The organism is Acidocella sp. MX-AZ02 (assembly GCF_000306035.1).
In the GTDB taxonomy this organism is placed as follows: Bacteria; Pseudomonadota; Alphaproteobacteria; order Acetobacterales; family Acetobacteraceae; genus Acidocella; species Acidocella facilis.
Genome location: NZ_JH976207.1, coordinates 586726 through 611876 on the forward strand (window position 1 = coordinate 586726; position 25151 = coordinate 611876).

General features: G+C 64.4%; 24 protein-coding genes and 1 pseudogene. 22 read left to right on the forward strand and 3 right to left on the reverse strand.

The annotated features are described in order from the left end of the window. The 19 genes and pseudogenes from MXAZACID_RS02945 to MXAZACID_RS03035 form a co-directional block, all read left to right on the forward strand. Positions 1-506, forward strand: a pseudogene (locus MXAZACID_RS02945) (hypothetical protein); the annotation flags it as partial. Between the two features lie 8 nt (positions 507-514). Then, positions 515-1870 carry a Tol-Pal system beta propeller repeat protein TolB gene (tolB, locus tag MXAZACID_RS02950; protein WP_008492572.1) on the forward strand — a complete coding sequence of 452 codons (1356 nt, stop codon included), beginning with the start codon at positions 515-517 and terminating at the stop codon, positions 1868-1870. A gap of 134 nt (positions 1871-2004) precedes the next feature. After that, positions 2005-2688, forward strand: a complete 684-nt coding sequence (locus MXAZACID_RS02955) for an OmpW family protein (RefSeq protein ID WP_008492573.1) — start codon at positions 2005-2007, stop codon at positions 2686-2688. Between the two features lie 265 nt (positions 2689-2953). Then, a complete protein-coding gene (gene rpsB / locus MXAZACID_RS02960; protein WP_008492574.1) occupies positions 2954-3712 on the forward strand; it encodes a 30S ribosomal protein S2 in 759 nt (252 codons plus the stop codon). Positions 3713-3814: 102 nt separating this feature from the next. After that, on the forward strand, positions 3815-4720 hold the full coding sequence (gene tsf / locus MXAZACID_RS02965; protein WP_008492575.1) for a translation elongation factor Ts: 906 nt from the start codon (positions 3815-3817) through the stop codon (positions 4718-4720). Positions 4721-4826: 106 nt separating this feature from the next. After that, on the forward strand, positions 4827-5549 hold the full coding sequence (gene pyrH, locus MXAZACID_RS02970; RefSeq protein ID WP_008492576.1) for a UMP kinase: 723 nt from the start codon (positions 4827-4829) through the stop codon (positions 5547-5549). Between the two features lie 15 nt (positions 5550-5564). Continuing rightward, positions 5565-6128 carry a ribosome recycling factor gene (gene frr, locus MXAZACID_RS02975; protein WP_008492577.1) on the forward strand — a complete coding sequence of 188 codons (564 nt, stop codon included), beginning with the start codon at positions 5565-5567 and terminating at the stop codon, positions 6126-6128. Continuing rightward, positions 6128-6838: a polyprenyl diphosphate synthase gene (gene uppS / locus MXAZACID_RS02980; RefSeq protein ID WP_008492579.1), complete on the forward strand. Its 711-nt coding sequence runs from the start codon at positions 6128-6130 to the stop codon at positions 6836-6838. Before frr ends, uppS begins: the two co-directional genes overlap by 1 nt. Continuing rightward, positions 6822-7637 (forward strand): phosphatidate cytidylyltransferase, encoded by an 816-nt coding sequence (locus MXAZACID_RS02985; RefSeq protein WP_240376494.1) that lies wholly within the window; start codon positions 6822-6824, stop codon positions 7635-7637. The genes uppS and MXAZACID_RS02985 overlap by 17 nt, the downstream gene beginning before the upstream one ends. Next, complete coding sequence (locus tag MXAZACID_RS02990) at positions 7628-8791, forward strand: 1-deoxy-D-xylulose-5-phosphate reductoisomerase (RefSeq protein WP_008492581.1); 1164 nt, start codon at positions 7628-7630, stop codon at positions 8789-8791. Before MXAZACID_RS02985 ends, MXAZACID_RS02990 begins: the two co-directional genes overlap by 10 nt. 3 nt (positions 8792-8794) lie before the next feature. Beyond that, entirely contained in the window at positions 8795-9877 is a 1083-nt protein-coding gene (gene rseP / locus MXAZACID_RS02995; protein ID WP_008492582.1) for an RIP metalloprotease RseP, read from the forward strand. A 212-nt stretch (positions 9878-10089) separates the two neighbouring features. Beyond that, entirely contained in the window at positions 10090-12480 is a 2391-nt protein-coding gene (gene bamA, locus MXAZACID_RS03000; RefSeq protein WP_008492583.1) for an outer membrane protein assembly factor BamA, read from the forward strand. Continuing rightward, positions 12481-13260 carry an OmpH family outer membrane protein gene (locus MXAZACID_RS03005; protein ID WP_008492584.1) on the forward strand — a complete coding sequence of 260 codons (780 nt, stop codon included), beginning with the start codon at positions 12481-12483 and terminating at the stop codon, positions 13258-13260. A gap of 3 nt (positions 13261-13263) precedes the next feature. Beyond that, on the forward strand, positions 13264-14322 hold the full coding sequence (gene lpxD / locus MXAZACID_RS03010; protein WP_008492586.1) for a UDP-3-O-(3-hydroxymyristoyl)glucosamine N-acyltransferase: 1059 nt from the start codon (positions 13264-13266) through the stop codon (positions 14320-14322). Positions 14323-14363: 41 nt separating this feature from the next. Then, positions 14364-14810, forward strand: coding sequence for a 3-hydroxyacyl-ACP dehydratase FabZ (gene fabZ, locus MXAZACID_RS03015; protein ID WP_240376567.1), 447 nt, complete (start codon positions 14364-14366; stop codon positions 14808-14810). 112 nt (positions 14811-14922) lie between these two features. Further along, a complete protein-coding gene (gene lpxA, locus MXAZACID_RS03020) occupies positions 14923-15717 on the forward strand; it encodes an acyl-ACP--UDP-N-acetylglucosamine O-acyltransferase (RefSeq protein WP_008492588.1) in 795 nt (264 codons plus the stop codon). Positions 15718-15885: 168 nt separating this feature from the next. After that, the gene (locus tag MXAZACID_RS03025) at positions 15886-16704 is read left to right on the forward strand and encodes an LpxI family protein (protein WP_008492589.1); all 819 of its coding nucleotides are present in this window, start codon (positions 15886-15888) and stop codon (positions 16702-16704) included. A gap of 30 nt (positions 16705-16734) precedes the next feature. Next, positions 16735-17133, forward strand: a complete 399-nt coding sequence (gloA, locus tag MXAZACID_RS03030; RefSeq protein WP_008492590.1) for a lactoylglutathione lyase — start codon at positions 16735-16737, stop codon at positions 17131-17133. 40 nt (positions 17134-17173) lie between these two features. Next, positions 17174-18343 (forward strand): sulfotransferase, encoded by a 1170-nt coding sequence (locus tag MXAZACID_RS03035; RefSeq protein WP_168118375.1) that lies wholly within the window; start codon positions 17174-17176, stop codon positions 18341-18343. On the opposite strand, the gene MXAZACID_RS03040 is transcribed toward MXAZACID_RS03035, so the two are convergent. Continuing rightward, positions 18276-19451 carry a glycosyltransferase gene (locus MXAZACID_RS03040; protein ID WP_083878420.1) on the reverse strand — a complete coding sequence of 392 codons (1176 nt, stop codon included), beginning with the start codon at positions 19449-19451 and terminating at the stop codon, positions 18276-18278. The genes MXAZACID_RS03035 and MXAZACID_RS03040 overlap by 68 nt on opposite strands. Positions 19452-19535: 84 nt before the next feature. On the opposite strand from MXAZACID_RS03040, the gene MXAZACID_RS03045 reads away from it, so the two are divergent. Beyond that, complete coding sequence (locus tag MXAZACID_RS03045) at positions 19536-20783, forward strand: glycosyltransferase (protein ID WP_008492594.1); 1248 nt, start codon at positions 19536-19538, stop codon at positions 20781-20783. An 18-nt stretch (positions 20784-20801) separates the two neighbouring features. Further along, entirely contained in the window at positions 20802-21416 is a 615-nt protein-coding gene (gene ureG, locus MXAZACID_RS03050) for an urease accessory protein UreG (protein ID WP_008492595.1), read from the forward strand. 99 nt (positions 21417-21515) lie between these two features. Here ureG and MXAZACID_RS03055 read toward each other — a convergent pair whose 3' ends face one another. Then, positions 21516-23216: a PQQ-binding-like beta-propeller repeat protein gene (locus MXAZACID_RS03055; protein ID WP_039884675.1), complete on the reverse strand. Its 1701-nt coding sequence runs from the start codon at positions 23214-23216 to the stop codon at positions 21516-21518. A gap of 90 nt (positions 23217-23306) precedes the next feature. Next, positions 23307-23786: a c-type cytochrome gene (locus tag MXAZACID_RS03060; RefSeq protein ID WP_240376496.1), complete on the reverse strand. Its 480-nt coding sequence runs from the start codon at positions 23784-23786 to the stop codon at positions 23307-23309. Positions 23787-24068: 282 nt separating this feature from the next. Between MXAZACID_RS03060 and MXAZACID_RS03065 the strand changes: the two genes are divergently transcribed. Further along, positions 24069-25004 carry a LysR family transcriptional regulator gene (locus MXAZACID_RS03065; RefSeq protein WP_008492598.1) on the forward strand — a complete coding sequence of 312 codons (936 nt, stop codon included), beginning with the start codon at positions 24069-24071 and terminating at the stop codon, positions 25002-25004. Positions 25005-25151 lie beyond the last annotated feature (147 nt).

The following is a 25151-nucleotide window of genomic DNA, read 5'->3' on the forward strand; positions in this document are numbered from 1 at the left end:
TGAAGCCGCCGGCCGCCGTGCAATCGGCCACGCATCAGCAGCATGATGTCAAAAATCCGCTGCCGCTGAGCAAGGATGTGCTGAACACGCTGTCCAAGCTGCGGGTGAACCAGAAGCAGGATAAACCGCCGACGGCGCAATATAACCCGGACCAGGGCGGCGCCCCGCATGGGGGCGGCAGCCCGAACAGCACCGCCAATTCCGGGCTCTCGGAGGCTGACCGCAACGCCATCGGCGCGCATGTGCGCCCGTGCTGGGGCATCGATGCCGGGGCGCCGGGGGTGCAGAATTTCTCCGTGCAGCTGCTGGTGACCACCGATGCCTCCGGCACCGTGCGCCAGGCCGTCATCGCGCCCGCCTCGCAAGGCAATATGGGCGATCCGATCTACGCCGCCTACGCCCAGCGCGCCGTCGCCGCGGTGGAGAATTATCAATGTGCAACGTTGCCGCTGCCTTCCAATATGCTGGGCAAGGTCAACACCTTCCTGTTCAACTTCACGCCCTGAGAGGTACGATGATGACGCGTCTTCTGCTGCCGCCCTTCTCCCGCCGCCGTCTGCTCGGCACGGCCGGCGCCGCGAGCCTCCTGGCCCCGGCCGCCTTCGCGCAGACCGCCCCGGGCGGCACCGCCAATAATGGCCCCGCCATCAATGTCAGCGGCGCGCAGAACGCGCCGATTCCCATCGCCGTCTCGCCCTTCGGCGCCTCGGGCGTGGCGGCGCAGATCACCCAGGTGATCTCGGACGATCTCGCCCATTCCGGCCTGTTCCGCGCCATCGACCCCTCCAGCTTCGTGCCGAATTCGGTGAATAACGGCACCCCGGTCTGGCAGAACTGGTCGCTGCTCGGCGCCCAGGGGTTGATCACCGGCGATGTGCAGGATGCCGGCGGCGGCCAGCTGCGGGTGGAATTCCGCCTCTGGAACGTGCAGCAACAGGCGCAGGTGCAGGGCACGGCCTACACCACCACCCAGGATAACTGGCGGCGCATCGCCCATATCATCGCCGATACCGTCTATCAGCAGATGATCGGCGAGAAGGGCTATTTCGACAGCCGGGTCGCCTTCATCTCGGTCTCCGGCACCACCACCAGCCCGGTCCGGCGCCTGGCGGTGATGGATTATGACGGCGCCAACGTGCAGTTCCTGACCGATGGCGCCAATATGGCGCTCTCCCCGCAATATAACCCGGCGCGCCAGCAGCTGGCCTTCGTCAGCTATCGCGGCGGCGCCAATCCGCGGGTCTATATGTTCAACCTGCAGACCGGCGCCACCCAGCTGGTCGGCGGCTTCGGCGAAATGACCATCGGCCCGCGCTTCTCCCCGGATGGCAATTCCCTGCTGATGTCGGTTTCGCGCAATGGCGGTGCCGCCATCGTGAAAACCAGCCTGAGCGGCGGCGGCGCCACCGAGCTGACGGATAGCAGCTCGATCAATGTCACCCCCTGCTATTCGCCGGATGGCTCGCAGATCGTCTTCAACTCGGACCGCGACGGCAATCAGCAGCTCTTCGTGATGAATGCCGATGGTTCGGGGGTGAAACGCATCTCCTTCGGCCCTGGTCAGTATGCTGAGCCGGTCTGGTCGCCGCGCGGGGACCTGATCGCTTATACCTTCTGGGGGTCGGGCGGCTTCTCCATCGGCGTGATGGCGCCGGATGGCACCGGCGAGCGCATCATCTCCCAGGGCTTCCTGGTGGAAAGCCCCACCTTCTGCCCGAATGGCCGGGTGATCATGTTCTGCCGCCAGTCCCCCACCGGTTCGGGCCACAGCTCCAACCTGGTGACCATCGGCGTCGATGGCTTCAATGAGCGCCTGGTCAACACCCCGACCTACGCCTCCGATCCGTCCTGGGGCCCGCTCCTGGCCTGATCCATCCCCGCCTGTTGCATTGCGGCAACAGCTCTTTAAATCCCGGCTCCGCCGGGATTTTTTGTTTCAGATCAAAGTCCGGCGGCAAGGCGGGGGCTATCCGATGAGCGTCAAGTCAATCGGAGCTTCCTGCAATGAAAAACATCTTCCGCGCGGCCACCGCCGCTGCTCTCCTGGCCGGCGCGGCCGCCACCCCGGCGATGGCGCAGGGCTACAACCTGCTCTCCGGCCCCACCGGCTATAAGGCCGGCGATATCATGACCCATTTCAGCCTGATCGGCGTCATTCCGGAGAATATCGACAGCCACATCACCGGCATGCCCGGTGCGAAGCTCGGCATCACCACCGGCGTGTCGCCGGAGCTGGATGCGTCTTATTTCTTCACCCCGAATCTCTCGGTGCAGCTGATCGCGGCGACCTCGCGCCATACCATCACCGCCAAGGGCGGGGCGCTGGGGGCCGGCGGCACGCTGGGCTCCACCTGGGTGCTGCCGCCGACGCTGACGGCGCAATGGCACTTCCCGCAGATCGGCGTGGTGCGCCCTTATGTCGGCGTTGGCATCACCGTCGCCTTCTTCTACGGCACCAGCCCGTCCGCGCAGCTGCTCGGCACCTCTGACAAGCTCGGCCTGCGCACGGCCGTTGGCCCCGCCTTCGATGCCGGGTTCGATGTGCCGGTGCAGGGGAATTGGAGCATCAATGTCGATGTGAAGCAGATGATCCTGCCGACCTCGGCGCGGCTGCTGCATGGCGCCGTACACGCCCAGACCGGTCTGGACCCCACGGTGGTCGGCTTCGGCGTCGGCTATAAATTCTAATTTCCCAAGAGTTTTTTGGGGGGCGGGGGGCTTTTTTCAAAAAGCCCCCCGCGTCTTTTTTGCGGGAAGCCTGGGTTTTACCCCGCCCTGCTTGAATTGCGCCAAAAAATGCGCCATAGGGCGCGCGCCCGCATGGTGTGGGCAAATTCACACGCGGGGGCCTTTCCTGGCGCAAGCCTCAAGGTCCGGTGTTCGCTCCCTCATGGAGCCGGATGCTTCCCCCGCGGAGGATAAACCGGATTAGTTTTTAGGAAAGAGGTTGCCAATGGCACTCCCCGACGTTTCCCTGCGCCAGCTGCTCGAAGCCGGCGTGCATTTCGGCCATAACACCCGCCGCTGGAACCCGCGCATGGCGCCGTTCCTGTTCGGCGTGCGCAACCAGGTCCATATCATCGACCTGCAGCAGACCGTTCCCCTGGCCGAGCGCGCCCTGAAGGCGATCCGCGACGTCACCGCCGCCGGTGGCCGCGTGCTGTTCGTGGGCACCAAGCGCGCCGCCGCCGAGCATGTGGCCGAGGCCGCGCAGCGTTGCGGCCAGTATTACGTCAACCATCGCTGGCTGGGCGGCATGCTCACCAACTGGAAGACCATCACCGGCTCCATCAAGCGCCTGCGCCAGATGGACGAGATGCTCTCCGGCGAGACGCATGGTTACTCCAAGAAGGAAATCCTGAACTTCACCCGCGACCGCGAGAAGCTTGAGCGCGCTTTGGGCGGCATCAAGGATATGGGCGGCCTGCCGGACATCCTGTTCGTGATCGACACCAACAAGGAGAAGCTGGCCATCGAGGAAGCCAACAAGCTGGGCATCCCGGTTGTCGCCATCCTCGACTCCAACTCCTCCCCCGAGGGCGTGACCTTCCCGATCCCGGGCAATGACGACGCGATTCGCGCCATCACCCTGTATTGCGACCTGGTCGCCGGCGCGGTGCTGGACGGCATCTCCGCCGAGATGGGTGCTTCCGGCGTCGATCTGGGCGCGGCCGAAGCGCCAGTGCTGGACGAAGCCCAGGCCCAGGCCTGATTTTTACCCCGCCTTGCCGCACGGCCGGGCGGGCTTTGAAGGATCGGCGCGGTGTCTCCCGGCAGGGGGCGCCGCGCAAACACATCATTGAGGAGCGAACACATGGCCGAAATTACCGCTGCCCTGGTGAAGGACCTGCGCGAGACCACCGGCGCAGGCATGATGGATTGCAAGAAGGCGCTGGTTGAGACGAACGGCGACAAGGAAGCCGCGATCGACTGGCTGCGCAAGAAGGGCCTCTCCGCCGCCGCCAAGAAGTCCGGCCGCGTTGCCGCCGAAGGGCTGGTGGGCGTTGCCCTGGGGGCTGGCAAGGTCGCCATGGTCGAGATCAATGCCGAGACCGACTTCGTCGCCCGCAACGAAGCCTTCCAGGATTTCGTCGAGACCGTCGCCAAGGTCGCGCTGACCACCGGCGAGGACGTGGAGGCCCTGAAGGCGGCCGCCTATCCCGGCACCGGCCGTACCGTCGCCGAAGAGACCGTGCACATGGTCGCCACCATCGGCGAGAACATGAATGTGCGCCGCGTCGCCGTCATCGGGGTTCCGGGGGGCACCGCCGCCGCCTATATCCATGGCGCGCTGAAGCCGGGCCTGGGCAAGATCGGCGTCATCGTCGGCCTGTCCGGCAACGCCAATGAGGCGCTGGAGACGCTGGGCCGCCAGATCGGCATGCATGTCGCCGCGACCCGTCCGGACGCGCTGACCATTGCCGAGGTCGACCCGGCCGCGCTGGAGCGCGAGAAGAACGTTCTGATCGAGAAGGCCAAGGCCTCCGGCAAGCCGGATGCGATCATCGAGAAGATGGTGCAGGGCCAGGTGCAGAAATATTACGGCGACGTGGTTCTGCTCGAGCAGGTCTGGGTGCATGACGGCGAGAGCAAGGTGAAGGACGTGGTCAAGAAGGCCGGTTCCGAGATCACCCGCTTCGTGCGCTTCACCCTCGGCGAAGGCATCGAGAAGGAAGTCACGGATTTCGCGGCGGAAGTGGCGGCTGCCGCCGGGGTTTAATCCTCCTTCCGTTTGCGCTACCCCTGGGGCGGTCCGGGCCTTCAAGCCCGGCACCGCCCTTTCTCTACCGTCCCGGTTTCACCGCCCCTGTTCCAAAGGCCGTCCCATGAGCGAAGCTCCACGCTATAAACGTGTTCTGTTGAAAGTCTCCGGCGAGGCCCTGATGGGCAAGCGCGAATACGGGCTGGATACCGAGACGGTGAAGACCATCGCCGCCGATGTGCGCGATGTCGTCAATATGGGCATCGAAGTGTGTCTGGTGATTGGCGGCGGCAATATCTTCCGCGGCATCGCCGGCGCCGCCGCCGGCATGGACCGCGCCCAGGCCGATTATATGGGCATGCTGGCGACGATCATGAACGCGCTGGGCATGCAATCCGCGTTGGAGAAGGCAGGCGTGCCGACGCGGGTGCAGAGTGCGATTTCCATGGAATCCGTCTGCGAGCCCTATATTCGCCGCCGCGCCGAGCGCCATATGGAAAAGGGCAGGGTGGTGATTTTCGCCGCCGGCACCGGCAACCCGTTCTTCACCACCGACACCGCCGCCGCCCTGCGCGCCACCGAGATGAAGTGCGACGCGATGCTGAAGGGCACCCAGGTGGATGGCGTCTATTCCGCCGATCCGCGCAAGGTGAGCGACGCCAAGCGTTACGAGGAACTGACCTATCTGGATGTGCTGGCCCGCGACCTGAATGTGATGGACGCCGCCGCGATCTCGCTCTCCCGCGAGAACAAGCTGCCCATCCTGGTCTTCAACATCCATGCGCCCGGCGCCTTTGCCGCCGTCATGCGGGGCGAGGGCCCCTTCACCCGGATCATCGAGAGCTAAGAAGGTTCGTTAAACATGGCCGATATTGAAGCGATCAAAACCGATCTCATCCGCCGCATGGACGGCGCGTTGGAAGCGCTGAAGCGCGAATTCTCCGGCCTGCGCGCCGGCCGCGCCAGCCCGGCCTTGCTGGAGCCGGTGAAGGTGGAAGCCTATGGCTCGCTGATGCCGCTGAACCAGGTGGCCACCGTGGCGGTGCCGGAAGCGCGCATGCTCACCGTGCAGGTGTGGGACCGCTCGATGGTGAATGCCACCGTCGCCGCGATTCGCGATTGCGGGCTGGGGCTGAACCCGCAGCCGGATGGCCAGATCATCCGCGTGCCGCTGCCGGTGCTGACCGAGGAGCGCCGCATCGAGCTGGTGAAAGCCGCCAATAAATACGCTGAGGCCGCCCGCATCGCGGTGCGCGGCGTGCGCCGCGACGGCATGGAGCAGATCAAAGGCTTGCAGAAGAAGTCCGAAATCTCCGAAGATGAGGAGCGCGACTGGGCCGATCAGGTGCAGAAGCTGACGGACGGCTATATCAAGCGCGTCGATGACAGTTTCGCGGAGAAGGAAAAGGATATCCGGCAGGTCTGATGGCTGACGCCGCCTCCCATTCAGTGCCCACGCATGTTGCCATCATCATGGATGGCAATGGCCGCTGGGCCGCCGCACGCGGGCTGCCGCGTGTGGCCGGCCACCGCGAAGGGGCCAAGGCGGTGCGCCGAGCGATCGAGGCGGCGGTCACGCATGGCGTGCCCTACCTCACCCTCTTCGCATTCTCTTCCGAGAACTGGTCGCGTCCCGCCGGCGAGGTGCAGGACCTCACCTTCCTGCTCAAACATTATCTGCGCTCCGAGCTGGCCGAGCTGCATGCCGAGGGGGTGCGGCTGAAGGTCATCGGCGAGCGCGAGCGCTTTGGCGACACGCTGGCGCATGAGCTGGAAGCCGCCGAGCGCCGCACGGCCGAGAATCAGCGCCTGACCTTGGTGCTCGCACTCTCTTACGGCGGGCGCGCCGAGATCGTGCAGGCGGCGCGCCGGGCGATGGCGGCGGGGCTGCAGCCGGGCGAGCTGACCGAGCAGAATTTCGCGCAATTCCTCCATACCGATGGCATCCCGGACCCGGATCTGGTCATCCGCACCTCCGGCGAGCAGCGCGTGAGCAATTTCCTGCTCTGGCAGCTCGCCTATGCGGAGATCTGGTTCACCAAGGTGCTGTGGCCGGATTTCTGCGCGGCGGATTTCGCCAATGCGCTGCAGGATTACGCGGGCAGGGAGCGGCGATTCGGTGCCCGCCCTGTCTGACGTCTCGCCCCCCCAGCCCGCCAAGGGCCGCTGGTCGGACCTCGCTTTGCGCGCCACCTCCGCCTTGGTGCTGGGGCCGCTGGCGCTGGTCTGCATGTGGGTGGGCGGCACCGCCTGGGATCTGTTGATCGGCGTGGCGATGGCCGGGCTCGGCCATGAATGGGCGACGCTGGCCAAGCGCGACCATGCCTGGCCGCTGGCGGCGGTGCTGCTGATCGTCTGGGGGATGAGCGTGCTGTTCGGGCCGCTGGCGGGGATCGAGGCGGTGTTGGCGCTCGGTCTGGCCTCCTGGCCGGTATTCGGCCGGTTTGACGCCCTTGGCGTGCCCTATGCCGGGCTTGGTGGCATCGCGCTGCTCTGGCTGCGCCACCGCCCCGGCGCCGGGCTGGTGGATGTGTTCTATCTGCTGCTGGTGATCTGGGGCACGGATATCGGCGCCTATCTGGTTGGGCGGCTCATTGGCGGGCGCAAGCTTGCCCCCAGCATCTCGCCGGGCAAGACGGTCAGCGGCGCTGTCGGCGGTCTGGTCATCGGCGCGCTCTGCGGGGCGCTGCTGGCTGGCTTCACGCTCGGCGAGCCGCTGACGGCCTTTGGCGTCGGGCTGGCCTTAAGCGCCGTGGCCCAGGCGGGCGATTTGCTGGAAAGCGCGATCAAGCGCAAACTCGGCGTGAAGGATTCCGGCCGGACGATCCCCGGACATGGCGGATTGTTCGACCGTTTGGATGGATTTTTGACGGCGGCACCGCTGGCGGCTTTGCTCGCGGTCTGCATGCAAGGAGGCTTGGGGTTATGGGGTTGAAGCGGCTGAGCATTCTCGGGTCAACGGGCAGTGTCGGCACGCAAACTCTTGATCTCGTTGCGGAAAATCCGGACGCCTATCAAATCTGCGCGCTGATCGGCGGGCGCAACGTAAAGCTGCTGGCCGAACAGGCCCGGCAATTCCGCCCGGAAATCACCGTCATTTCCGATGAAACCTTGCTGCCGGCGCTGCGCGAGGCGCTCGCGGGCAGCAATCTCGCTGTCGCCGGCGGGCGTGAGGCGGTGCTGGAGGCGGCTGGCCGCAAGGCTGATTGGACCATGTGCGCGATCACCGGCACCATCGGGCTGGAACCCACCCTGGCCGCCGTGCGCCAGGGCGGGGCCATTGCCTTTGCCTGCAAGGAATCCATGGTCTCCGCCGGGGATGTGTTCCTGCGCGAGGTCGAGGCCGCCGGGGCGACGCTGCTGCCGGTCGATTCTGAGCATAACGCCATCATGCAGGCGATGGCCGATGGCAACGCCAAGGCGGTCGACAAGATCGTGCTCACCGCCTCCGGCGGGCCGTTCCTCAATCACAGCCTGGAGGAGATGCGCGCGGTGACGCGCGAGGCGGCCTTGTGCCACCCGGTCTGGTCGATGGGCGCGAAAATCACCATCGACAGCGCCACTATGTTCAATAAAGGCCTCGAAGTGATTGAGGCTGCAAGATTGTTCAACCTCCCGTCCGAGAAGATCGAGGTGCTGGTGCATCCGCAATCGGTCATTCATGGCATGGTCTGCTACGCCGATGGCTCGGTGCTGGCGCAGCTTGGCAGCCCGGATATGCGCATCCCCATCGCCCACGCTCTGGCCTGGCCGCAGCGCTTGGCGACGCAAGCCCCGCGGCTGGATCTGGTGCAGGTGGCGAAGCTGGAATTCCACGCCCCGGACGAGCAGCGCTTCCCCGCCTTGCGCCTGGCCCGTGAGGCGCTGACCGCCGGCGGCGGCGCCCCCACCGTGCTCAACGCCGCCAATGAAATCGCCGTCGCCGCCTTCCTGGACCGCAAGATCGGCTTCCTGGACATTGCCGGCATCGTCGAGAGCGTGATGCAATCCCTCGGCGCCCCGGCATTGCCGGATCTGGACGCGGTGCTCGCCATCGACGCCCAGGCCCGCCTCGCCGCCACCAACCTTGCCGCCGCAAAGGCCGCCTGACCCATGCTCGATACGCTGCGCACCATCCTCGCCTTCATCGTCGAAATCGGCGTGCTGATCTTCGTGCATGAGATGGGGCATTATCTGGCGGCGCGCAGCCAGGGGGTCACCGTCGAGACCTTCTCCGTCGGGTTCGGCCCGGCGCTGCTGAAATATACCGCGAAAAAATCCGGCACGGTCTGGCAGGTCTCGGCCTTGCCGCTCGGTGGCTATGTGAAGATGCAGGGCTGGGGCGAGGAGCAGACGCGCGGCCCGGCCAAGCCCGGCTCCTTCGCCTCCGCCTCGCTCTCCTCCAAGGCGGTGATCGTCGCCGCCGGGCCGCTCGCCAATTTGCTGCTGGCGGTGGTGATCTATGCCGGCATGTTCATGACTGCCGGGCAGCTCACCACCCAGCCGGTGCTGAGCGATGTGCAGGCGGGGTCGCCAGCGGCGGAGTCGCATCTGCAATCGGGCGATAGGGTGCTGGCGATCGGCGGCAACCCGATCGATAATTTCAACCAGCTGCAACAGATCGTGGTCATGCACCCCGATACCGTGCTGGATTTCACCATCCAGCGTGGCAGCGCGCGGCTGATGCTGCCGGTCACGGTCGGCGACATTAACATGAATGGCGACAAGATCGGCCATCTCGGTGTCATCGGTAGCCAATCCAGCCTCAAGCGCCTCGCCCCTGGCCCGGCGATCGCCACCGCCTTCAGGGAAACCGGGGCGCAGATCGCCGGCTGGTTCCATGGCATGGCGACGCTGATCGTCGATCATCGTGGCCTGCGCGACCTCGCGGGGCCGCTGGGAATCGCCCAGATTTCCGGCCAGGCGGCGGCCCTGGGGCTGTTGCCGGTGATCAGCCTGCTGGCGCTGCTTTCGATCAATCTCGGCCTGGTCAATCTGGTGCCGATCCCGATTCTCGATGGCGGGCATCTGGTGTTCTACGCGGTGGAAGCGCTGATCCGCCGCCCGGTGCCCGAGCAGGCGCGCGAGGCCGGGCTGAAAGTGGGGGTGGCGATCATTCTCTCGCTTGTGCTGCTGGTCACATTTAATGATCTGACCCGGCTCGGCGCGGTCGCCTGGTTCACGCATTTACTTTAGAGCAATATATGTTCCGCGCGGCGCCCCGGCGTCCCGAAACGCATGAAGTTGTTGGCGAAAACAAAGCTTTGCCGGATCATCCCCGGATGCGAACGGCAAAGTTTAAACGGCGGCGCAGGGCGATGCCACCTTGCTCAGGGCGTTCACCCGTGCCAAACGCCGCGAGATGGCACGTCCCGGCAGCCCGGGGTTCTAGGTTTGGGAGATTTCGATTGCTAAAGCCGCGCTCCGTTCTTCTGGCGTCCGTCTGCCTGCTGCCGGCCATGCTCGCCGCCTCCAGCCAACAGGCCCAGGCCGCGACCACCACGCATCATAACAAGCCGGTGGCGCCCGTTCCCACGGGCGGCACCATCGCCGCGATCAATGTCACCGGGAACAAGCGGATCGAGGCCAGCACGATCATCGCTTATATGGTGGCACAGCCCGGCCAGCCTTTCGACCAGCAGGCCATCAACCAGTCGGTGAAGACGCTCTACGCCACCGGGCTGTTCCAGAGCGTGAACATCACCCGCCAGGGCAGCGACCTGAATGTGGCGGTGGTGGAAAACCCGATCGTCAACCAGGTGCTGTTCTCCGGCGATACCGAGCTGACCGACAAGGTCGCCCAGGCCACCGTCAGCCTGAAGCCGCGCTCGGTCTATACCCCCGCCGCCGCCGAGGCCGACCGCCGCGCCTTGCTCGATGCCTATGCCAAGAAGGGCTATTACAACGCCCAGGTGACGGCCAATATCGTCAAGCTGCCGGATAACCGCGTGAATGTGGTGTTCCAGTGCGATGAAGGCCTCGAGACCAAGATCAGCCGCATCACCTTCGTCGGCAATGAGCATTTCTCGCAAGGCACGCTGCGCACGGTGGTCTCCACCCGGCAGAGCGCCTGGTGGCGCTTCCTCTCCAGCTCGGACCAGTACAACCCGCAGCGCGTCGAGTATGACGAATACCTGCTGCATAAATTCTATTTCCATAAGGGCTATGCCGATTTCCAGGTGCTGAGCGCCAATGCCGGCCTCAGCCCCGACCGCAAATCCTTCTACCTGACCTTCACGGTCGATGAGGGCGCGCGTTACCGGATCGGCTCGATCAAGATCGTCTCCGGGATCAAGAACCTGCCCGAGCAGGAATTGCGCGGGCTGGTGCCGCTCTCCAAGGGCGACTGGTTCGATGGCGATGCGCTGCAGGAAGGCATCGACGCGCTGAACAAGCGCGCCCTTAATCTCGGCTATGCCTTCGCCACGGTGAACCCGCAGGTGTCGCTGGACAAGAAGAAACACACGATGGACATCGTCCTGAATGTGGTCAACGGCCCGCGCGTCTGGATCCAGCGTGTCGACATCACCGGCAATACCCGCACCGAGGACAAGGTGATTCGCCGCGAGATGACGGTGGCGGACGGCGATGCCTACAACCAGAGCAAGATCGACGAATCCACCAAGAACATCAAAAACCTTGGCTATTTCAAGGATGAGAAGATCACCACCCAGCCGGGCTCGACCCCGCAGCAGGTGGTGCTGAACACCGCGGTGACCGAGCAGGCGACCGGCCAGTTCTCGCTGGGCGGCGGCTACTCCACCTCGCTGGGGGCGCTGCTGAATACCGGCCTTAGCCAGAACAACTTCCTGGGGACGGGCATCAACGCCTCGATCAACGCCCTGATCGCCCAGCGCGGCACCCAGATCAATCTGGGCATGACCGACCCGTATTTCCTCGACCGCAACCTGATCGCGGGCTGGGATATCTTCCGTACGGTGACGAATTCCTACACCTCTGTCGGGCAGAACTATTCCTATTCGGAAAGCACGATGGGTGCCGATGTGCGCCTGGGCTACCGCTTCAACGATAATGTGCGGCAGACCTTCACCTACACGGTGAGCCAGCGTAACATTTACGACATCCCGACCGGCTCCAACACCAACATCTATATCCAGAACGAAGCCGGCAAATCCTCGCTCTCGCAGCTGAGCCAGACGCTGAGCTTCGATTATCTGGATGACGACCAGAACCCGCATTCGGGCCTGCGCCTGAACATCACCACGGATCTGGCCGGGCTTGGCGGCGATGCGAAATATTTCCGCATCACTCCGGACATCGCCTATTACATCCCGCTTGAGCATATCTTCGGTAACCCGGCCTGGGTACTGAAATTCTCCGCCTCCGCCGGCTATCTGGCCGATATGCGCGGCTATACCGACAAGATCGAAGACCGCTTCTTCCTTGGCGGCGATAGTCTGCGCGGCTTCGCCGATGGTGGCGTCGGCCCCTATGTCGAGCCGGTCTATAACAGCGCCGGCACCCTCACCAGCCAGGGCGGCCAGGTCGGCGGCAAATATATGTGGACGCAGTCCACCGAACTGCATTTCCCGCTGCCGATCTCCAAGGATATCGGCATCTCAGGATTCGCGTTCGTCGATGTCGGCTCGCTGTGGGGCGCCAACACGCTCAACAACGCCACCCTGCTCAACAGCTCCGCGCCGCGCGTCGGCGCCGGTGTCGGTATTTCCTGGAATACGCCGTTCGGCCTGATCAATTTGTCGCTGGCCCAGCCCGTGGTGAAGAAGAAGGGCGATCAGGTTCAGCAATTCCGCGTCTCTTTTGGTACGAGGTTCTAAGTGTCCGCTCTTTCCCGTTACGCGCTCGTTCTGCCGCTGCTGACGCTGGGGGCCGCACCGGCGGCGCAGGCCCAGTCCGCCTCGTCCGGTTCGCCCGGCTTCTTCATGCCGCCCAGCGCCCCGCAGCATAGCGCCGCCCCCGCCGCCAAGCCGAAAGTCCCTCATAGCGAGGCACCGGCCCCGGCCGCCGCGCAGCCGGACCAGACCCAGTACAAGGTGCCGGACCTGCCCGCTTTGCCGCCGGCGCCGCCGCCGCCGACCGCCGTGATCGGCGTGCTCTCGGTGCCGGAAGTGCTGCAGAAATCCACCGCCGCCCAGGCCGTGCAAGCCGAGATCGAGAAGCGCCAGGCCGCCCTCTCGAAGGACGCGCAGGTGGCCCGCGAAAAGATCCAGAGCGAGCAGCAGGCGATCGTCGCCGAGCGCGGCAAGCTGTCTGATGCCGAGCTGGAGAAGAAGGAGCAGGCGCTGCAGAACGAGATCGCCGCGACCCAGACCAAGTTCCAGGAGCGCAACCAGGCCATCCAGAATTCCGGTCAGCAGGCGCTGCAGCAGATCGAGGCGATGCTGGCTGGCATCGTCAAGCAGGAAGCCCAGGCCCATGGCATGAACCTGGTGCTGCATCGTGAGCAGGCGGTGCTGAACGTCGCCGCCTTCGACCTGACCGACGAGACCGCCACCGAGCTGAACAAGCTGCTGCCGAGCGTGAAGGTGCCGCCCAGCGTGGTGACGCCGGGCATGCATGTCGACCAGCCGGGCGACCAGGGCAACGGCAGCCCCTGATCCATGGCAGAGACTGGCAAACCCGGCGATGAGCGGTTCTTCCGCTATGCCGGGCCCCATCCGATCAGCGCCCTCGCGGCGCTGCTTGGCATTCAGGCGCCCGAAACCGAGCGTCTGATCCGCCGCGTCGCCCCCCTGCAGACCGCGGGGCCAGAGGATGTCAGCTTTCTGGATAATCGCCGCTATGCCGGCTTGCTCGCGCAAACCAAGGCCGGCGCCGTCATCCTGCATCCGGATTTCGCGGAGAAGGTGCCGGAAGGCTGCATCGCCCTGGCGGTGCCCGAGCCTTATGTCGGCTGGGCCAAAATCTCGGCTTTGTTTTATCCTTTCCCTCAGGCTGTGCCCGGCATTCACCCTTCGGCGGTGATCGATCCGAGTGCGGTGGTCGATGCTTCGGCCGAGATCGGCGCGGGGGCGGTCATCGGCGCGGGCGCGCAGATCGGCGCGGGCACCTCCATCGGCGCGCTGGCTTATGTCGGCCCCGGCGTGGTGGTCGGACGCGATTGCCGCATCCATGCGCAGGTGACGCTGAGCCACGCCATCCTCGGCGACCGGGTGGTGATCTATCCCGGGGCGCGCATCGGCCAGGACGGGTTCGGCTTCGCCATCTCCAAAACCGGCTTCACCCCAGTGCCGCAGCTCGGCCGGGTGCTGATCGGCGACGGCGCGGAGATCGGCGCCAACTCCACCATCGATCGCGGCTCCGCCCAGGACACCATCATCGGCCCTGGCGTGCATATCGATAATCTGGTGCAGATCGGCCATAACGTGAATATCGGCGCCTTCTCGGTGGTGGTGGCGCAGGCTGGCATCTCCGGCTCCACCCAGATCGGCCAGGGGGTGATGATCGCGGCCCAGGCCGGGCTCACCGGCCATTTGAAAATCGGCGACAAGGCCCGCATCGGCGCGCAATCCGGCGTGATGCAGGACGTACCGACCGGCGAGGAAGTATTGGGCGCGCCCGCCCAGAATGTGAAAAGCTTCTTCCGCGAGGTCATCACCTTGCGCAAACTCGCCCAATCCGGGCGCAAAGGACCAAAACAGGGATCTGATAAAGAATGACCGACGAGACTGCACCCGCCCTTCCGCCCGTTGATATCGAGATGATCGATACCAAGCAGATCCTCGGCATGATCCCGCACCGCTACCCGTTCCTGCTGGTCGATCGGCTGGTCGAGGTCCGCCGCGACCATTCCGCCGTCGGCATCAAGAATGTCACCGTCAACGAGCCGTTCTTTCAGGGGCATTTTCCTGGCCATCCGGTGATGCCGGGCGTGCTGATCATCGAGAGCATGGCGCAGACGGCGGCTAGCATGGTGATCGCCACGCTGGGGCCGGAGGCCGGGATTCCCATCGTCTATTTCATGTCCATCGACGGCGCGAAATTCCGCAAGCCGGTGACGCCGGGCGACCAGCTGCGCATCACCGTGACCAAGGAAAAGCGTCGCGGCCAGATCTGGCGTTTCGCCTGCGCCGCCCGCGTGGATGGCGCGATGGTGGCGGAAGCCACGATCACCGCGATGATCATGGAGAACGAGACGCCGGCATAATGCCGGCGCCGAGACATAAGCGGTAATTGAAATTGATTGGCCTCGGACGCTTCGCCCCGCTACAGCCCGGGCAGCTTGAAGCGGACAAGACATGCTGGATACGGTAACACCCATGATTCACCCCACCGCCCTCATCGAAGCCGGCGCGACCATCGCGCCGGATGCGAAAATCGGCCCGTTCTGCACGGTCGGCCGGGATGTGGTGCTGGACGCGGGGGTGGAGCTGGTCAGCCACGTCGCCATTTCCGGGCGAACCAGGGTGGGGGCAGGGGCGAAGATCTTCCCCTTCTGCACCATCGGGCTGGAGCCGCAGGATCTGAAATATAAGGGCGAGGAGACCGAGACGGTGATCGGCCCGCGCACCCAGATCCGCGAGCACGCCTCCATCCATCGCGGCACCGTCACCGGCTCCGGCATCACCCGCATCGGCGCCGACTGCCTGCTGATGGCCACCGTCCATGTCGCGCATGATTGCGTGCTGGGCGATGGCGTCATCATCTCCAACAATGTCGCCCTCGGCGGGCATGTCGAGATCGGTGACCGCGCGGTGATCGGCGGCAATGCGGCGTTGCTGCAATTCACCCGGGTGGGCACCGGCGCCATGGTCGGCGGCCTCACCGGTGTCACCCGCGACGTCATCCCCTATGCCCGCGTCTTTGGCACCCGGGCGGAGCTGCTGGGGCTGAACCTGATCGGGCTGAAGCGGCGCGGGCTGGAGAAGGCGGCTTTGGCCGAGGTCAATAACGCCTATAAATTCCTGTTCTGCGGCCCTGGCGTGTTCGCCGCGCGCGTTGCCGAGGCCGCTGAGACCTACAAGGACAATGAGCATGTCCAGCAGATCCTCGCCTTCATCGCCACGCCGTCCAAGCATGGGATCCTGACCAACGTCGCGGGCGACGAGGAATAAAAGGCGCCGGAGGGGCCGCTTTTTTTCAAAAAAGCGGCGAAAAGGTTCGGGGTTGAGGCAGCGCCTGTGCCACCACCCCAGACGTTTATGGGGGCTTTTTGAAAAAAGCCCCCATACCCCCAAAAACTTTTGCCACATAAGATCGACGCATCTGAGAGGGGGGAGGGCATGAGTTCACCGCTGGGGATTATCGCGGGCGGCGGGCCGTTGCCGGGCCAGGTGGCGGCGGCGGCGCGGGCATCCGGGCGGGAGGTCTTCATTGCCGCGCTGGAAGGCTATGCGCTGCCGGAGATCGTGCAGCCTTTCCCGCACCATGCCTTCCGGCTCGGCGCCATCGGCGCGATGATCCGCGCCTTCCGCGAGCGCGGCTGCCGGGATCTGGTGATGATCGGCCCGGTCAAGCGCCCCTCCTTCCTCTCGCTGCGCCCGGATGCCGAAGGGGCGAAACTTCTGGCGCGCGTCGGCAAGGCGGCGTTCCTGGGCGATGACGGGCTGCTCGCCGCCATCGTGCGGGTGCTCTCCGAGGAAGGCTTCAACGTGCTCGGCGCGCATGAGATCATCAATGACGCGCTGGCCCCGGACGGGCTGCTCACCGCTCTCGGCCCGGACGCCCAGGCGATGGCCGACATCAGGCGCGGCATCGAGGTGCTGAAGCTCACCGGTGCGGCCGATATCGGCCAGGCTTGCGTGGTCCAGCAGGGCATCGTGCTGGCGGTGGAAACCGTGGAGGGCACCGATGCGATGCTCGCCCGCATCCCCGCCGTCGCCCGCCCCGGCCCGGCCGGCGTGCTGGTGAAGATGGCCAAACCGCAACAAGAGCGCCGCGCCGACCTGCCGACGATCGGCCCGGATACGATAAGCCATGCGTCCCGTGCTGGGCTCAGGGGGGTGGCATTTGAAGCCGGCGGCACCATATTGGCCTCGAAACTGCAACTTATTGAAACAGCGAACAAAGAACATATTTTTTTGTTGGGCGTTTCAACATAAGTTCATGAACGCGAGCGAAGAGGACAGGCGATGAGCGAATTTACGTACCTCCACACCATGTTGCGGGTCGGCGACCTCGAACGAAGCGTAAAATTCTACACCGAACTGCTGGGCATGAAAGAGCTGCGCCGCAACGAGGTGCCGGATGGCAAATATACCCTCGTTTTCGTCGGTTATGGCGATGAGCGCAGCAATACCGTGCTTGAGCTCACCTATAATTGGGGCGTCGAGACCTACGAACTTGGCTCCGCCTTCGGCCATCTGGCGCTGGGTGTGCCGGATATTTACGCCACCTGCGAAAAACTGCGCGCCGCCGGGGTGAAAATCGCCCGCGAGCCCGGCCCGGTGAAATTCGGTACCACGGTGATCGCCTTCATCGAGGATCCGGACGGTTACAAGATCGAGCTGATCGAGCGGAAGTCGCACTGAGATGTCAGCCCTGGCGAAGTGTTTGAGCCGGAGCTTCAATTTGGCCGATAAGGTCATTCCGGATGGCGCCTTCGCGGTGCCCTCCGCGCAGGCGCTGATCCGCACCGCCGGGGCCACGCCCACTGCTGATTCCGTCGCCGGGCTGGAGGCGTTGCTCGCCTCCATTAAGGCCGAATCAGAGCTGAGCCTGTTCGGCCGCGTCTCGCTGCGCTGGGATTTCGCCCGGCTGCTGCGCAACGCCCAGACCATCGAGGATGCCCACCGCGCCAATCCGGCGCTCGGCGCCACGCCGGTGAAGGCGCCTCTGTTCATCCTCGGCCTGCCGCGCTCGGGCACCAGCTTCCTGCATGCGCTGATGGCCGAAGACCCTGACAACCAGGTGCCACGCAACTGGCAGATGATCTATCCCGCGCCGCGCCCGGCCGGCTTCAACCCGGCTGGCGACAAGCGGGTGATCAGCGTCGATAAGCAGCTGGATCTGTTCAACGATCTGGCCCCTGGCTTTCGCGACATGCACCCGATCCATGCCGACAGCCCGCAGGAATGCAGCGAGATCACCTCGCATGTCTTTCAGAGCCTGCGCTTCGACAGCACCCATCGCGTGCCCGGCTATTTCGACTGGCTGGAAACCCACGGCCATCGCGATGCCTTCGTGTTTCACAAGAAGTTCCTGCAATTCCTGCAAAACGGCACCTCCGCGCGCTGGGTGCTGAAATGCCCTGACCACACCTTCACGCTGGATGCGATCCTGGATGTGTATCCGGATGCGCGCTTCGTGATTCTGCATCGCGACCCGATCGCCGTGCTGGGGTCGGTGGCGCATCTCACCCAGGTGCTGCGCAAGCCCTTCCTGCGCAATATCGACGCCGGGGAGATCGGCGCACAGGTGGCGGCGCGCTGGACGCAGGGCGCGAACCTGCTGCTGGAATTCGACCAGCGCGCGGATGTGCCGGCGGCGCGCAAGCTGCACATGCAGTATGAGGAATTCACCGCCGACCCGCTGACGGCGATCGAGCGCATCTACGCGCATTTCGATGAGCCCTTCACCGCGGCCGCCCGCGCCGCGATGGATGGCAAGATCAAAGCCAAGCCCCGCGGCGGATATCGTCGCCACGCGCCCTACCGGCTGGAGACCTTCAAGCTCAGCGTGCCGGCCCTGCAGACGGCGTTTCTGCCCTACGTGCAAACCTATTGCCAAGCAGCTCGCTGATCGTCTCCACCAGCAGCGGCGCGGTGACGGCGAGGGTGTAATGCTGCTCCACCCGCCGCCGCGCCGCCATGCCCATCGCGCTGGCGCGGGCAGGGTCGTCGCGTAGCGTCCGCAGACTTTGCAGCCAGTCCGCGCTGCTGCTGGCCAGGAAGCCGGTTTCCCCCGGCTGTACGATGCGATGATTGGCGCCGATGGCGCTGCCCACCGCCGGCCTTGCCATCGCCATATACTGGATCAGCTTGTAACCGGATTTGCCGTTGGTCCATTCACTGTCCGGCAGCGGCATGATGCCGGCATGGCAGCGCCCGATCAGCTCAGCCTCTCTCTCTGCACTCCAGGGCAGGCTCTCTACCTCCACCCCGGGCAGGGTGAAACCGGGCGCGCCGATCACCAGCAGCCGCATCGGCGCTTCCCGCGCCAGCTGGCGCAGCGGCGCGGCGACGAGATCCAGATAGGCGGCGGTCAGCGGCGTGCCGATCCAGCCGATGGTGAACGGGCCGCAAGGCGGGGACCGCGGCTCATAGCGGGCGATGTCCACCACGGTCGGCAGCAGCAGAATATGGCGCGCCCCCTCGCTGGCGGCCCAGCGATAAAGAGTTTCGTTGGCGACGATGCACAAGGCCGCGCCGCGCAGCAGCTGCCCGAACTTGTTGCGCAGCACCGCCCGCACCAAAGCCGACGGCGAGGCCGCGTAGCGCAGCGCCCAGGCATCATCGAAATCCAGAATATAGGGCGTGTGCCCCAGCACCCCGCGCTCCAGCCAGAATGGCATCCAGGGCAGCAGCTCCTTCTCGATCCAGAGCAGATCATGCTGGCGGATGGCCTGGGGCAGGGACAAGGCCCGCCGATATCCGTCCAGCGCCGCCCCGCCTCGCGCTCGCCCGCTATAGAGCGCCCGCAGATACGCATCATCAAGAAACGAGCTTTGGCTGACGCTTAAGCCCGCCTGCGCCAGAAGCGGCATATATTGCCCCAGCCGCAGCCGCGAACTGGCGCCGAGCGGCCCATAGCGCATGGCGCAGAGCAGCCGCCCGGCGAGGGGCGCGGCCAGCCCGTCCAGCGCCGGAGGCTGTACCGGACGAAACGGCAATAAGAGCGGTTCTGACATACGCACAGCATAATAAAAACGTTGTCGAAATTAAACTAAAAGTTGTTAAAAGATGAATCGTTGCAACCCGACTGGAGGTGTGACGTGACCGGTTCGCTATCCTTGCCGCATCGGCTCTGGCGCTGCCTGCCGCAAAAGGCCCGGCGGGAGGGGCTGGCCTGGCTCGCCGGGCATATGGCCCCCTCCTGCGATCCGACCCCGCCGCCGCGCTCGACCGGACTTGCCGTGGCGGGCGAGATGGATGCGCTGACCGGGCTGGGCGAGGCGGCGCGGTGTTTCGCGACGGCGGCGGCAGCGCTGGGCTATGGCGGCACGCCGGTCCGGCTGGGCATCGGCCATCCCCGCAGCGGCCAAGTACCACCAGCCGCTGCCCTGCTGCTGGCGGTCAACGCTCCTAGCCTGGCGCCGATGCTTGCCCGTTGCGGTGCCGATTTCCTGCGCGGCCGCCATGTCATCGGCAGCTGGGTCTGGGAATTGCCGACTTTGCCGCCCGCCTGGGCGGCGGGGGCGCGCTATGTGCACGAGGTCTGGGCGCCATCGCCCTTCGTGGCGCGGGCGCTGAGCCGGCTGCTACCCGGCCGGGTACGGCTGGTGCCTTATCCTCTGGCCCTCTGCCCGCCGCCCGCCCCGGTAGCGCCGGAGCCTCTGGCGCTGCCGCCAGAGGCGGTGGTGGTGCTGGTCGTGCTCGCTCTGGGTTCCGGTCTGGAACGCAAAAACCCGCTGGCGGCCATCGCGGCGTTTCGCCAGGCCTTCGGCGCGCGGGCCGATCGTGTGCTGATCGTCAAGCTTCAGGGTGCGGCGGCCTTCCCGCGTGCGGCCGCTTTGGTGCAGGCCCAGGCCGGGCCAAATATCCGCATCATCCCGGAGGACTGGCCGCGGCCGCGCCTCGCTGGCTTGCTGTGGCGGGCCGATATCGTGCTCAGCCTGCACCGCGCGGAAGGGTTCGGGCTGGTGCTGGCCGAGGCGATGCTGGCCGGAAAGCCGGTGGTGGCCACCGGCTGGTCCGGCAATCTCGCTTTCATGGATGCGGACAGCGCTGGCCTCGTCCCGCATCGCCTGATCCCGGTCCGCGATGCGGGTGGGCATTATGCGGATCTGCCCGGCGCGCTTTGGGCGGAGCCGGAGATCGAACATGCCGCCGTCTGGCTGGACCGCCTCGCTGACCATCCGGCGCAGCGCCATCATCTGGGCCGCCAGGGGCAGATGCATGCCAGGGCCTGCCTGGACGGCGCCGCCATGCAGGCGGCGCTGGCGGCGGCCGGAATCCGGCCCTGCGCGATGGGGCTGGACGCGCCAGCGCCCAAGGTGTTTGCTGAGATGGCGAATCCGTGAATGGAGTGACGAGGGCAGATGACAGCAGCGCGAATCGGTATCGGCGGCCCGGTGGGCTCAGGCAAAACCGCCCTGATCGAAGCCTTGATCCCGGTGCTGCAGCGACGCGGCGTGAATTTTGCCGTCATCACCAACGATCTCGTCACCGCCGAGGACGCCGAACGGCTGCGCCGCTCCGGGCTGATCGACCCTGAGCGCGTCGGCGCGGTCGAGGCCGGGGCCTGCCCCCATACCGTGATCCGCGAGGACCCGACCCTGAACATGCTGGCCGGCGACCGGATGGAAGCCGCCAATCCCGGGCTGGAGCTGATCATTTATGAATCCGGCGGCGACAACCTCGCCTCCACCTTCTCGCTGGATCTGGTCGATTGGTGGATTTTCGTCATCGATGTCGCCGGCGGCGACGATATCCCCCGCAAGCGCGGCCCCGGCGTGCTGCGCTGTGATTTGCTGGTGATCAACAAGACCGACCTGGCGCCGCATGTCGGCGTCGATCTCCACGCGATGCTCGCGGAGGCGACCACCGCCCGCGCCGGCAAGCCGCTCCTGGCCACCAATGCCCGCAGCGGCGAGGGGATCGAGGCGCTGGCCGATGCCATCACCAAGGCGGTGCTGTTCAGCAAGGCGGCCTGAGCCGAAAAGCTTGGAATGACGCATGACAAAACCCGGTCAGATCAACAGATCTGACCGGGTTTCTTGATTATAACGCGGTCTTTTTGAACAGCGTCATTTTTAGCCTTGCGGCAAGGCGAAGATCGCCACCGCGTCGCCGAGCGGATAGGTCATCTGGAAATTCCCGCCCGCGGCCACGGCGATATATTCACGGCCATTGACCTCATAGGCGACAGGCGGCGCGTTGACGCCCGCCCCCAGGTAGAAATGCCACAATTTCTTCCCGGTTTTCGCGTTGAAGGCATCGAACCAGCCATTGCCCTCGCCCATGAAGGCGATGTTGCCGGCGGTGACCAAGGCCCCGCCCATCGTCGGTTGCGGCACGGTCACGTTCCACGCGATCTTGCCGCTATTCACGTCGATGGCGGTGAAGGTGCCGTTTTGCAGCCCGTGCGGCACGTTCTTGAAGGTGCTGCCGAGACGGATCTGGCCCGGTATATCGCCGGCATTATTCTCCGTGGTGAAGGTCATCAGCTGATTCATGCCCATCACATAGATATATTTGGTCAGCGGCGAGTAGGCCGGTGGCGCCCAGTCATCGCCGCCATTGGCGCCTGGCAGGCTCTGCACGCCCTCCTTGGTCGGTTGCGCGAACATGTTCTTCTGCTCGTCGAACGGTTCGGATTTGCGGATCAGCTTGCCGGTTTCACGGTTGACGATGTAGAAAAACGCGGTTTTGCCGGCTTGCCCGGCCGCGGGCACCATTTTGCCATGGTCCATGGTATCGAACAGAACGACATTGCTGACGGCGTCGTAATCCCAGACATCATGCGGCACTTCCTGATAGTACCAGGCCAGTGTGCCGTCCTTGATGTGCAGCGCCACGATGGAATCGGTGTAGAGATTATCGCCGGCGCGCTGCGAGCCATCCAGATCCGGATTGGGATTGCCGGTCGAGAAGATCAGCAGGCCGCGCTTGGTGTCGATGGCCGGGGTCGTCCACACCGTGCCGCCGCCGGTTTTCCAGGAATCGCCAGCCCAGCTGGTTTTGTCGTTGGTGGTGTTGAAGCGCCAGCTCTGTTTGCCGGTCGCGGCGTCATAGGAGGCGACGAAACCGCGAATCGGCCACTCACCGCCAGCGCTGCCGATAATCACCTGGCCCTTATAGACGATCGGCGCCATGGTTTCCGAATAGCCGGCCTGCGCATCGGCGACATTCACCTTCCAGACCAGATCGCCGGTATTGGCGTTGACATCGACCAGGCTGTTATCGAGTGTGAGGAAATAGACATTCCCATTCGCGACGGTGGCGCCGCGATTGACCGGGCCGCAACAGATCTGGTTCAGCCCGTCCGTGTAGGTGTAGGTCCATAGCGTCTCGCCCGTGGCCGCATTCATGGCAATGAGCGCCTGCTTGCTGTTGACCATCGGCGTGGTGATATACATCACACCATTGACGACGATCGGCGTCGTCTCGAAGCTGGCGGTATAGCCGGTCTGAGCGATGGCGACGGGCGCGAGTTTCGCGATATTCGTGTCGTTGATCTGTTTCAGAGGCGAAAACCGGTGATTTTCATAACCATCGCCCGAGCCCAGCCAGTTTTGCCCGGTTTTCGCGGCAGTCGCGGTCATTTCATCGGTGACGTTGGTGTTCGCGCTCACCGCCGGGCCGCTGGCGGCCGCTTTCGCGCCGCCGGTTTCAGCCCCCATATTTTCCGGCGGCTGGTCCGCCGCCGCCGCGCCCAGGCTGAGCAGCAGCGCCGTGCCGGCCAAAACCGAAGCCAGGGTTGCAGATGTTTTCTTGAACCTTGGACTGTTCATTTCAATCTCCCTGATTTTTATTGTGTTGGCTTTTAGCTTGGATTTTTAAGGTTTTGAGGCATAGGCTCCGAATTTTGTGTAAACGTGCCCTTACTGGGCCTTGCCGGGATAAGGCAGCATATTGAGGCAGCTCAACCCGTCATTCGTCATATCGGCCGTTCCCGCCGGGTAATGGTTATAGGAGAGGATATAGGCAAAAATATCCTTATATTGCGTATCCGTCAGACTGCCCGGCGCATCCGCCGGCATCTGGGTGGCGATAAATGATTCCAGCTGGGAAGCGGTGATTTTGGTGAATTGCAGATAGGCCTGAAATTTTGGCCCCGCCAGCGCCGGGCCGGAATTGCCGGACATATCTGCATTATGGCAGGAAGCGCATTTATCATTATAGACGCTCATGCCCGCCTGCGCCTGGGCTGACGAATAGATGCCACCGCTTGGACAGGCAGCCTGGCCCGGCGTGAAAGCCGCCAGGGAAAACAGGGTCAGCAGTGCCGTCTTAGAGGCGATTTTTTGAAAACTCATTGGTTTATTCGCAGCTTTGATTTGATTTTTAGGACGCCGCCGCAATCTTCGCGTTCATGATGAGGGTACAATAAATATCGTCTGGGATGCAAGGCATGGTTTCATGCAGGGTTGTCCCGCTTCTGCACAGGCCCGCGCCGGCGTCCGGGGCGCCAAGGGTCTGCGGGTGGCGGGGGTATCCTCCTTGACCCAAGCGATGTGCGCTTCGAAATCGCGCCCTGCTTGCCCATGGAGTTATAGCCGCCGGCCGTGATAGCGTGGCCTGCCGGCGTTCAACCAGAGCCAGCGCGATGATTGGGTTTGTCGATAACAAAGGGAGGCGGCGCAATGCGGATCAATAGCCTGGACCTGAATCTGCTGATCGTCCTTGATGCGCTGCTGACGCATGAAAATGTCACCCGTGTCGCGGAACAGCTGAACGTCACCCAGCCGACGATCAGCAACGCGCTCTCCCGCTTAAGGCTGCATTTCAAGGACGAGCTTTTGGTGTTGGTCGGGCGGCGCATGGTGCCCACGCCTTTGGCCAGCCGGCTGCGCGATCCGGTTTCGGAGCTGTTGCGCCAGGCGCAGCGTGTGGCGCTGACCCGCTCCAGCTTCGACCCCGCGGAAGCCGAGACCGATATTGTCATCGCCGCTTCGGATTATGTCGTCGATGCCCTGGTGCTCGATGTTCAACGAGAGCTGCTGCACCGCGCGCCGCGCATCAACACCCAGATTGTCAGTCTTTCAGCCGCAGTCAGGCAGCAATTTGCCGAGGGCAAGCTTGATCTGATGTTTCATCCGCCGGAGTTCGTGAACGCGAATGATCATTTTGAAACCGTGTTCGAGGATAAATTTGTCCCGGTGATCTGGGAGAGAAATGACGCGGTCGGCGCCACATTGCCGCTCGATGCGTTTCAATCGATGCCTTATGCGGCCATTGAGTTTGGCGAATCTTCCCATATCAGCCAGTCTGATCTGTATTTTTCGCGCGCGGGCATCACCCGGAATATTCGGCTTCGTCTGCCCAACTATATCAATCTGGCGGCGGCCGTCATCGGCACGCCGTTAGTGGCAAGCCTGCCGTGGCTGCTGGCACGTCATTGGGTCGGCAAGGGGCTGCGGGTGGTGAAGCCCGATTTCACCTTTCCCGCACTGCCGGAAGTAATGTGCTGGCCGGCTCACCTCAATGACGATCCCGGCAATCAATGGTTGCGCGGGCTGGTCAAGGATAAGGCGCAAAGGCTGCAAGCCTTGATTGATGCGGCGTTTTCTCACCCATAGACAGTTTTTATTGCTTTCATTCAAAACGATGATTTGAACGGCCGTCCCCCCTGGCGCAATGAACGCACAACAAAAGTTGTGAGGGGATTTCGTCTTTGCCGAGCGGATAATTTATTCGCGTCCCGACCCGGATGAACGGGCTCGATT